This window comes from Cellulomonas sp. IC4_254 (assembly GCF_011603975.1).
Taxonomy (GTDB): domain Bacteria; phylum Actinomycetota; class Actinomycetes; order Actinomycetales; family Cellulomonadaceae; genus Cellulomonas.
This window is the reverse complement of record NZ_JAANNB010000156.1, coordinates 1-9,416: the sequence shown is the minus strand read 5'-3', so window position 1 is coordinate 9,416 and position 9,416 is coordinate 1. Positions and strand designations below refer to the sequence as shown.

The following is a 9,416-nucleotide window of genomic DNA, read 5'->3' as shown; positions in this document are numbered from 1 at the left end:
GGGGGCGGCTCGGGAAGCAGGACGCGCCCGCACCCTCCAGGGGTGCGGGCGCGTCCGCGCGTGCGGCGGGTCAGCGGCCGCGCATGCCCTTGCGGTCCGGGCGGACGCGCATCGGGTCGACGCCCTTCGGCACCGGCATCTTCACGGCGCCGAGCGCCTGGAGGCGCTTGACGACCTCGCCGACCTCGGCCTTGGTGAGCTGCGGCTTGAGGCGCTGCACCTTGCGGGCGAGCTGAGGCAGCGGGACCTGGCCCTCGTCGCGGCCGACCTCGATCAGCGTGATCGGCACGCCCTGCAGCACGCGGGCGGTGCGCTTGCGCTCGGACTCGAGCAGCTTGCCGATCCGGTTCGCGGGGCCCTCGCCGATCAGCACGATGCCCGGGCGGCCGACGCCGCGGTAGACGAGGTCCTGGGTGCGCGGCGCGACGGCGACCGGCTCCTGGGCGAACGTCCAGCCGCGGCGGATGGTGCCGAGCGCGGACAGCGCCGCCCCCGGCTGGCCCTCGATCCGGGCGTACGCGGCCCGCTCGGCGCGGCGGGTCAGCGTGAACATGGCGCCGAGCAGCGCGAACGGGATGCTCACGAACAGCCACCACCACCAGCTGAGGAAGAACAGCCCCAGAAGCTGGCCGAGCACGATGACGCCGAAGAACACCCCGAGGATCAGCCAGGTCACCGCCGGGTCCTGCTGGCGGGTCATCTGGTACGCCTGCCAGACCTGGTGGTACCACCGGGTCTTCTTCACCTTCGCGGGCTTCGCGGCCGCGCCGGCGGTCGGGTTCTTCTCACGGGCCATGACCCGGGAGTCTACCGGCGCGCGGGGCGTCGCCGTCGCCCGGCGGCGGGGTCCGTCCCGGGACGGAGGTCCCTGGCGGGTGCGGCCGCGCGCGGGTGACGCTGGTGGGACGGGCACGGCGCCGGTGCCGGGCCCCGGACGCGGGGGAGACGGCCATGCGGGTCCTGGTGACGGTGGCGTCGCGGCACGGCGGCACGCGGGAGATCGGCGCGGAGGTGGCGCGGGTGCTGCGGGGGGCGGGCCACGACGTGGTCGAGGCCGACCCCGACGACGTCGGCGCGGTGGCGGACTACGACGCGGTGGTGCTGGGGTCGGCGGTGTACGTCGGCCGGCTGGCGGCGGCGTTGCGGGAGCTGGTCGACCGGCAGGCGGCGCAGCTCGCGTCCCGCCCGACCTGGCTGTTCTGGTCCGGGCGGGTGGGCGAGCCGCCGCTGCCCGCGACCGACCCCGACGACGTGCAGGTGGTGGCGCGCCGGGTGGCCGCGCGGGGGGGCGTGGCGTTCGGCGGCCGGCTCCGGCGGGACGAGCTCGGGCTCGCGGAGCGGGCGCTGGTGGCGATGATCGAGGCCGAGGCGGGCGACTTCCGCGACTTCGACGAGGTGGACGCGTGGGCCGCCCGGGTCGCGGACGAGCTGCGGCGGATCGAGCGGGGCGGGCGGGTGGCGCAGGGCTGAGCCGCGGTCAGCGGCGCGCGACGATCAGCAGCAGGGCGCGCAGCTGGTCGACCTGCTCCGCCGACAGCCCGTCGGTCACCATCGCCTCGGCGGCGACCGGGTCCGAGGCGGCCAGCACGGCGGCGCGCCCGGCGTCGGTCGCGGAGATCTGGTGCTTGCGCCGGTCGGTGGCGTGGGCCGTCCGGGTGACGTAGCCGGACCGCTCCAGGCGGGCGAGCACCCGGCTCATGGTCTGCTCGGTGACGTCGCACAGCGCCGCGAGCTCGGCCTGGGTGCGCGGGCCGCGCAGCAGGATCACGAGCACGGGCTGGCTCGCGTGGTTGAGGTCCCAGGACGCGAGGTGTGCGTTCCAGTCCCGCTCGACGCGGCGCGCGGCGGCGGACAGCAGCCGGCCCACCGGCCAGCCGCTCGGCTCCGGCGCGGCCATCGCCTCCCACCGCGGGTGCTCCTGCGGCCCTCCGGCGTCGTGCTCCACTCGGTCCCTCTCCTCCTGCGGGGCAGCCGCCCCGGCCTCATGTTGCCGGAACGCGGCGCGTCCCGCATAGTGCTCAGCATGCTGAGGAATAGGGCGCGGGGGATCGGACGGGGGCTGGCCGTGCTGGCGGTCGCCGCGGGATGGCTGGCGGTCGGCTCGCTCGGGGGCATGGCCCAGGGGCAGCTGTCGCAGGTGCAGACGAACGACGCGGCGGCGTTCCTGCCGTCGTCGGCGGAGTCCACGCGGGCGGCGGAGGCGTCGGCGGCGTTCACGGAGTCCGAGGCGCTGCCGGTGCTGGTGGTCCTGGAGGCCGAGGACGGCGGCGCGCTGGACCCGTCCGCGATCGCGGCGGTGCAGCCGGTCGTCGACGGGCTCGCGGACGTGCCGCTGCCGGGCGCGGACCCTGCGGCGGGCGACCCGGCCACCCTCGGCGACGTGCTCACCGGCGACCCGGTCGTGGTGCCGTCCGAGGACGGCGAGGCGCTGCTCGTCCCGCTGTCGCTGGACGCCGACCAGGCCGACACCTCGCTGGCCGACGACGAGAGCGTGGTCGGCGCGACCGTGCAGGCCGTGCGCGACACGTTCGCCGACGAGCTCGGCGCCACCGCCGACTCCGCGGGCGAGGCCGGGCTGCACGCCTGGGTCACCGGCCCGGGCGGGTTCGTGGCGGACCTGACCAACGCGTTCGGCGGCATCGACGGCGTGCTGCTGCTCGTCGCCCTCGGTGCCGTCCTGGTCATCCTCGTGCTGGTCTACCGGTCGCCGTTCCTGCCGCTGGCCGTGATCCTCACCGCGGTGTTCGCGCTGTGCGCGGCCGCGCTCGCCGTCTACCACCTGGCCGACGCCGGGGTGCTGACCCTCAACGGCCAGGCGCAGGGCATCCTGTCGATCCTCGTCGTGGGCGCCTCCGTCGACTACGCGCTGCTGATCGTCGCCCGCTACCGGGAGGAGCTGCGCACCGTCGCGGCGCCCGCCGCCGCGATGCGCCGCGCACTGCGCCGCAGCCTGGAGCCCATCACCGCCAGCGCCGGCACGGTCGTCGCCGGCCTGCTCTGCCTGCTGCTGTCCGACCTGGCGTCCAACCGGTCCCTCGGCCCGGTGGGGGCGCTCGGCATCGCCGCGGCCTCCCTGGCGGCGTTCACGCTGCTGCCGCTCCTGCTGCTGATCGCCGGGCGCCGGTCCCGGGTGCTGTTCTGGCCGCGCGTGCCGCGGGTGGCGGAGCCGGGCGCCCACGCGGTGGGCCCGGCGCACGACGACCCGGCCGCCGTCGGTGCCGGGGTGCCCGCCGCACCGGAGCACGACCACCACGGCGCGCACGCCCCCGCCGGGCACCCGGCGCCCGCCCAGGGCCTGTGGGGCCGGCTGGCGCGCGGCGTCGGCCGGCGCGACCGCCTGGTGTGGGTGCTGACCACCGTCGTCCTGCTCGGCTGCGCGGCGTTCCTGCCGACGTTCCAGGCCTCCGGCACGAGCCAGGCCGACGTGTTCCTCACCGACGTCGACGCCGTGGCGGGCGAGGAGGTGCTCGCGGACCACTTCCCGGCCGGCACCGTCCAGCCCGCGACCGTGATCGTGGCCCAGGACGAGGCCGACGCCGTCGTCGCGGCGGCCCTGGACGTCGACGGCGTCGTGTCCGCCGCCCCGTACACCGGGGCGACGACGGGCGCGCCGTCGGGCGGCCCGGGCGCGGACGAGCCCGCCGAGCCGGTGATCGTCGACGGCGACGTGCGGGTGGACGTGGCGACCGAGGCTGCGGCCGACACCACCGAGGGCGTCGCGACGGTCGAGCGGCTGCGCGAGGCCGTGCACGAGGTGGCCCCGGACGCGCTGGTGGGCGGCGCCGCCGCCGAGACGCTGGACGCGCAGGACGCCGGCACCCGGGACCTGCGGGTGATCGTGCCGGTGGTGCTCGTCGTGATCCTGCTGATCCTCATGGTGCTGCTGCGCTCGGTCCTGGCCGCGGTGCTGCTGATGCTCGCCAACGTGCTGTCGTTCGCGGCGGCCCTGGGCGTCGCGGCGGTCGTGTTCGAGCACGTGCTCGACTTCCCGGGCGCCGACCCGGCCGTCCCGCTGTACGCGTTCACGTTCCTGGTCGCGCTGGGGGTCGACTACTCGATCTTCCTCATGACCCGGGTCCGGGAGGAGAGCGTCCGGCTCGGCACCCGGGAGGGGGTGCTGCGCGGCCTGGCGGTCACCGGCGGGGTGATCACGTCGGCGGGCGTCGTGCTGGCCGTGACGTTCGCGGCGCTCGGCGTCATCCCGCTGCTCTTCCTCGCCCAGCTCGCGTTCATCGTGGCGTTCGGCGTGCTGCTCGACACGCTCGTGGTCCGCAGCCTGCTGGTGCCGGCGCTCGTGCACGACGTCGGCCGACGCACCTGGTGGCCGAGCCGGCTCGCCCGTCAGGAGGAGGGCGTGCACCGGGCCTAGGGTGGCGGCCATGACGGACGCGCTGCGGGTGGGACTGGTCGGCTACGGCTCGGCGGGGCGGGGCATCCACGCCCGGCTGCTCCGCGAGGTCGGGGCGCAGGTGGTGCGCGTCGTGACGCGGAACCCGGACCGCGCCGCCGCCGCGGGCGAGGACTGGCCGGGCGTGGCCGTGGACCCGGACGTGCCGGCCCTGCTCGCGCACGCCGGGGAGCTCGACGTGGTCGTGGTCGCGAGCCCGACCGGCGACCACGTCGAGCACGTGACCGCGGCGCTGGCCGCGGGGGCCTCCGTCGTGGTCGACAAGCCGCTGGCCACGACCGCCGACGAGGCCGCCGCGCTCGCCCGGCTCGGCGCGGAGGCGGGCGGGCGGCTCACCGTGTTCCAGAACCGCCGGTGGGACCCCGAGCAGCTGACGCTCCGCGCCCTGCTCGACGCGGGCGAGCTCGGCACGGTGCACCGGTTCGAGCGCCGCTGGGAGCGCTGGCGGCCCGTGCCGCAGCACCGGTGGAAGGAGAACGACACCCGCGCCGGCGGTCTGCTGCTCGACCTCGGCGCGCACCTGGTCGACTCGGCCGTGCAGCTGTTCGGACCCGTCGCGCGGGTGCACGCCGAGCTGCGCAGCCTCACCACGCCCGCCGAGGACGACGTGTTCCTCGCCCTCACGCACGCGGCGCGGCCCGACGGGTCGGCGGTGATCAGCCACCTCCAGGCCGGCGGGCTCGTCGGCGCGCCCGGCCCGCGCACCCGCGTCCTCGGCGACCGCGGCGCGTACCTGGTGACGAGCTTCGAGGGCGAGGCGACGCCGTTCGCCGTCCTCGACGAGGGCGACGACGCGCACGAGGGCTGGCTCGTGCACGGCGACGAGCGGGTGCCGGTGCGCCGCGCGCCCGGTGGCCACCCGGACTTCTACCGGGCGGTCGAGGCGTGGGTGCGCGGCACCGGCGCCGTCCCGGTCGACCCGGCCGACGCGGTGATGACGGCGCGCGTCCTGGACGCGGCCCGCGTCTCCGCGCGCGAGCACCGCGCGGTCCCGCTGGACGCGTAGCGCGCGTCAGCCGCCGAGCGGGCAGCAGATGTCCCTTCAGCGGCCCGCGAGGGGACATCCGCTGCCCACTCGGCGGCGTGGGCCGCGGGGCCCGCGGGGTCAGCGCAGGACGTACGCGGCCGCGGAGTCCGGGGTGGGGTGGACGTGGGTGAAGCCCGAGGCCGTCAGCGCGGCCGGGACGACGCGCAGGCTGCCGAGGATCTCCTCGGAGAACTGCCCGAGCGCGATCCGCAGCGCGAACCCGGGCACCGGCAGGACCGCGGGCCGGTCCGCGCGGTGGGCGAGGGCGCGGACGATCGCGATCTCGGTGGCCGGCTCCGCGGTGAGGTTCACCGGGCCGCTGACCGGCGCGTCGAGCAGGTGCAGGATCGCGCGCACCTCGTCCTCGAGGCTGATCCACGACCAGTACTGCCGGCCGCTCCCGAGCGGTCCGCCCAGGCCGAGCCGGATGAGGGGCAGCAGCCTCCCGAGCGCTCCGCCGGACGGCGCCAGCACGATGCCGGTGCGCAGGAACGCGACGCGGACGCGCGGGTCGGCGACGGCGGGGGCCGCGGCGGCCTCCCACGCGCGGACGACCTCGGCCAGGTAGGACGTGCCGTACGGCTCCTCCTCGGTGACCCGGGTGTCGCCGCGGTACCCGTAGGCACCCGTGGCGGAGCCCTGCAGCAGCACGCGCGGCGGGTCGGCCATGCCGGCGATCGTCCGGGCGAGCAGCCCCGTGGTGCTCGTGCGGGACTCGAGCACGACCTGCTTGCGGGCCGGGGTGAGCCGCTTGTCGCCGACGCCCGCGCCGGCGAGATTCACGACGGCGTCGACGCCGGCCAGCGCGGCGGGGTCGAGCACGCCGCCCTGCGGGTCCCAGGTGCGCTCGTCGGGGGTGCGCGGGGCGCGCCGGACGAGCCGTCGCACCTCGTGGCCCTCCTCGCGCAGCCGCGCCACCAGCGCCGTCCCGATGAGCCCGCTCGACCCCGCCACCACCACGATCATGCGGCCGACCCTACGTGCGCCGACCCGGCCCGTCGCGGCGGGGCCCGGTCGCGGGCCCCTACGCTGGGGCGCCATGGACGCCGAGCACCCGGCCGGGACGCAGCCGCCCCTCGCCGTCGTCGCCGCCGAGGCCGGCGTCTCGGTGCCCACCGTGTCGAAGGTGCTGAACTCCCGCCCGGACGTGGCCGGCGCCACCCGGGAGCGGGTCGCCGCCGTCCTGGCCCGGCACGGGTACGCGGTCCGGCCCTCGGGCAGCCGGCGGACCGGGTTCGTCGACCTGCGGGTGGTCGACCTGGACAGCACCTGGGCGGAGGCCGTCGTGCGCGGTGCGGCCCGGGCGGCGGCGCGGCTCGGCGCGGACCTGGTGGTCACCGTGGACTCCGACCCGGGGTCCGGGTCGAGCGGCGCCTGGGTGCGACACGCGCTGCGCCGGGGGACCGACGGGCTGGTCAGCGTCGTGGGCGTCCCCGACGAGGCGGCCCGGGCGGAGCTCGCCCGCGCGGGTGTGCCGCTCGTGGTCGTCGACCCGCGCACCCGGCCCGACCCGGAGCTGCTGGCCGTCGCGGCGACGAACTTCCGCGGCGGCCTCGACGCGACCGCCCACCTCGTCGGGCTCGGGCACCGGCGGATCGCCACGATCACCGGGCCGCAGGACCAGGACAACGCCGTCGCCCGGCTCGCGGACTACCGGACCGCGCTGATCCAGGGCGGGCTGGCCGTCGACGACGGGCTGGTCCGCGGCGGGGCGTACGGCGTGGACGCGGGGTTCCGGGCGGCGGAGGTGCTGCTCCGGGCTGACGACCCGCCGACCGCCGTGTTCGCCGCCTCGGACGACACGGCGATCGGCGTGCTGCGCGCGGCCCGGGAGCACGGCGTGCGGGTGCCCGAGGACCTGTCGGTCGTCGGGTTCGACGACCAGCCGGTCGCGGCCTGGCTCGACCCGGCGCTGACGACCGTGCGGCAGCCGCTCGACGAGATGGGCGACGCCGCCGTGGCCCTCGCGCACCGGTCGCGGGAGGGCGGCGGGGGCGGTCACGCGCACCTGGAGCTGGCGACCCGGCTCGTGGTGCGCGCCTCGACCGCCCCGCCGCCCGCCCGCTGACGGGGCCGTCAGGCGCCCGGCGCGGCGCCTGACGGTCAGGCGCCGGGGGCCGGGCCGACGGTCAGCGTGACCGCCTCGCCCGGCACGGTGATCCCGGCGTCGTTCGTGGTCGACAGGGCGAGGGCGTGCGACCCCGCGGCCGGCGGCGACGCGACGTCGCACGCCCACGCGCCGTCGGCGTCGACGTCGGCCGTGCACCAGACCGCGCCGTCGGGTCCGGTGACCGTGAGGTGCGCGCCAGGCTCGCCGGTGCCGGCCAGCCCGGTCACCGCGTCGACGGCCGACCCGGGGGCGGGCCCCGTCAGGACCGGGGGCACCGGGCCGGCGGAGGACGAGAACACCTCGGCCGCGAGCACCGGCCGCAGGTTCTGCTCCATGTCCGGGCCGACGACGTAGTCGCGCAGCAGCCCGTCGCGCAGGTAGTTGCCGATCGCCGCGACGATCATCGACTGGTCGAGCGACAGGTACCGCTCGGCGACGGTCCCGGACCGGACCGCGACGGCGTCGTAGAACCCGCCGGGCCCGTAGGCGTCGAAGTCGGCCGCGATGTTCCGCAGGTTGTCGACCACGCCGCGCGGGTCGTACTCCAGCCCGAGGAACGCGGCGTGCGGGGTGACGACGCCGTCCCCGAACTCGGGCTCCGGGTTGGTCGCCTCGCGGCACCCCGCGAAGCCGAGGTCGACGTCCGTCGTGCCGTCCGACAGGTAGCCGTCCGAGCGCATCCCGAGGACGTCCACGCCGTACTCCGCGTAGCCGCCGTGCGGGTCGCTGGCGGGGGAGAAGCCCCAGTAGCCGTAGCCGGCCTCGTCGAGCCCGTGCCGCTTCTGCGCCTCGACGACCAGCGGGTGGTTCACGCCCCACGACCGCGGCGCCCACTCGGACTCCGGCACCAGCATGTCGGGCATCAGCGCCTCGAACATCGAGCCGCCCCACCCGGGCACGAGCGCCATCTCGTCGTACTGGTACACGCCCTCGTAGACGGGCACGCCGTCGTAGGTGCGGGTCACGCCGCTCGGGCGCTGCTCCTGCCACGACCAGTCGCAGGTCGACGGGAAGGTGCGGTACGTGCCCCAGTACGCCTCGGGCGGGATCTCGCCGTCCGCGATGCCGAGGTACAGCGCGATCCGGGTCTCGGAGACCGTCGTGTCGTAGTGGTGGCAGGTGTAGTAGACGGTCTCGCCGCCGGTGTAGTTGCCGGGCACCGAGCAGCCGGACGGCTCGTCGTCCCAGAACCCGCCCCGGATCAGCCCGACGCCGAGGTCGGCGCGGCCCTCCGGGTTGTAGTACACGCCGAAGTGCATCGAGTCGTAGAGCGCGGTGGCCTCGTCGGCGAGCTTCGGCTCGGCCGACGCCACCACGCGCAGCGCCGCCGCGAGCCAGCCGTTGTCGACGGACGACAGGAAGTGCTCGACCGGGTCGCCGCTGTCCGGCCAGGTGTCCACGCGGTCTCCGGTGGCCGGGTCGTACCAGTTGTAGAACATGCCCGACTCGTCGTGCCGGTCCAGCCGCTCCAGGGTGCCCAGCGTGGTCGCCAGCCGGTCGCGCGCGTCCCGGTGGCTCAGCAGCCCGAGGTCCCGGGCGACGACGGTCGACCACAGGTAGCCGCCGATGTTCGTCGGGGAGGTGTACGCACTGGCGGTGCCGGGCTCCAGGGCGCCGGGCATGTTGTCGGCGACCAGGCCCGTGCTGGGGTCGGTCATCGCGTCCAGCGAGTGGTACGTGTCGGCCAGCCAGGTGCGGAGCTGGCGGAGGTCGCGCCCGCCGCCCTGACCGCCGCCGTGGCCACCGCCCTCGGCCCGGTCCCGGCCGGCCGGGGCGGGGGCGGCGGCCTGCGCGGTGGTGGCGGCGGCCGCGGGGGCCAGCGCGGCGGCGGCGCCGGCCAGCAGGGCGGCCATGCCGGCGGCGAGGGCGCG

At 77.0% G+C, this 9,416-nt stretch carries 8 protein-coding genes; 4 read left to right on the top strand and 4 right to left on the bottom strand.

From position 1 onward, the window contains the following. Positions 1-70: 70 nt before the first annotated feature. Positions 71-796: a DUF4191 domain-containing protein gene (locus tag G6556_RS14240; RefSeq protein WP_166942660.1), complete on the bottom strand. Its 726-nt coding sequence runs from the start codon at positions 794-796 to the stop codon at positions 71-73. Positions 797-951: 155 nt separating this feature from the next. Between G6556_RS14240 and G6556_RS14235 the strand changes: the two genes are divergently transcribed. Continuing rightward, positions 952-1,470, top strand: coding sequence for a flavodoxin domain-containing protein (locus tag G6556_RS14235; protein ID WP_166942657.1), 519 nt, complete (start codon positions 952-954; stop codon positions 1,468-1,470). Between the two features lie 7 nt (positions 1,471-1,477). Here the strand turns inward: G6556_RS14235 and G6556_RS14230 are convergent, their stop codons facing one another. Continuing rightward, positions 1,478-1,945: a MarR family transcriptional regulator gene (locus G6556_RS14230; protein ID WP_346774912.1), complete on the bottom strand. Its 468-nt coding sequence runs from the start codon at positions 1,943-1,945 to the stop codon at positions 1,478-1,480. A 78-nt stretch (positions 1,946-2,023) separates the two neighbouring features. On the opposite strand from G6556_RS14230, the gene G6556_RS14225 reads away from it, so the two are divergent. Both G6556_RS14225 and G6556_RS14220 read left to right on the top strand, forming a co-directional pair. Beyond that, positions 2,024-4,369 carry an MMPL family transporter gene (locus G6556_RS14225; RefSeq protein WP_240934523.1) on the top strand — a complete coding sequence of 782 codons (2,346 nt, stop codon included), beginning with the start codon at positions 2,024-2,026 and terminating at the stop codon, positions 4,367-4,369. Positions 4,370-4,379: 10 nt separating this feature from the next. Then, positions 4,380-5,414, top strand: a complete 1,035-nt coding sequence (locus tag G6556_RS14220; protein WP_166942651.1) for a Gfo/Idh/MocA family oxidoreductase — start codon at positions 4,380-4,382, stop codon at positions 5,412-5,414. Positions 5,415-5,513: 99 nt separating this feature from the next. On the opposite strand, the gene G6556_RS14215 is transcribed toward G6556_RS14220, so the two are convergent. Beyond that, positions 5,514-6,401 carry a TIGR01777 family oxidoreductase gene (locus G6556_RS14215; protein ID WP_166942648.1) on the bottom strand — a complete coding sequence of 296 codons (888 nt, stop codon included), beginning with the start codon at positions 6,399-6,401 and terminating at the stop codon, positions 5,514-5,516. Positions 6,402-6,474: 73 nt separating this feature from the next. On the opposite strand from G6556_RS14215, the gene G6556_RS14210 reads away from it, so the two are divergent. Next, complete coding sequence (locus tag G6556_RS14210; protein WP_166942645.1) at positions 6,475-7,503, top strand: LacI family DNA-binding transcriptional regulator; 1,029 nt, start codon at positions 6,475-6,477, stop codon at positions 7,501-7,503. 35 nt (positions 7,504-7,538) lie between these two features. On the opposite strand, the gene G6556_RS14205 is transcribed toward G6556_RS14210, so the two are convergent. Continuing rightward, the coding region (locus G6556_RS14205; RefSeq protein WP_166942642.1) for a glucoamylase family protein at positions 7,539-9,416 on the bottom strand (1,878 nt) is incomplete at its 5' end.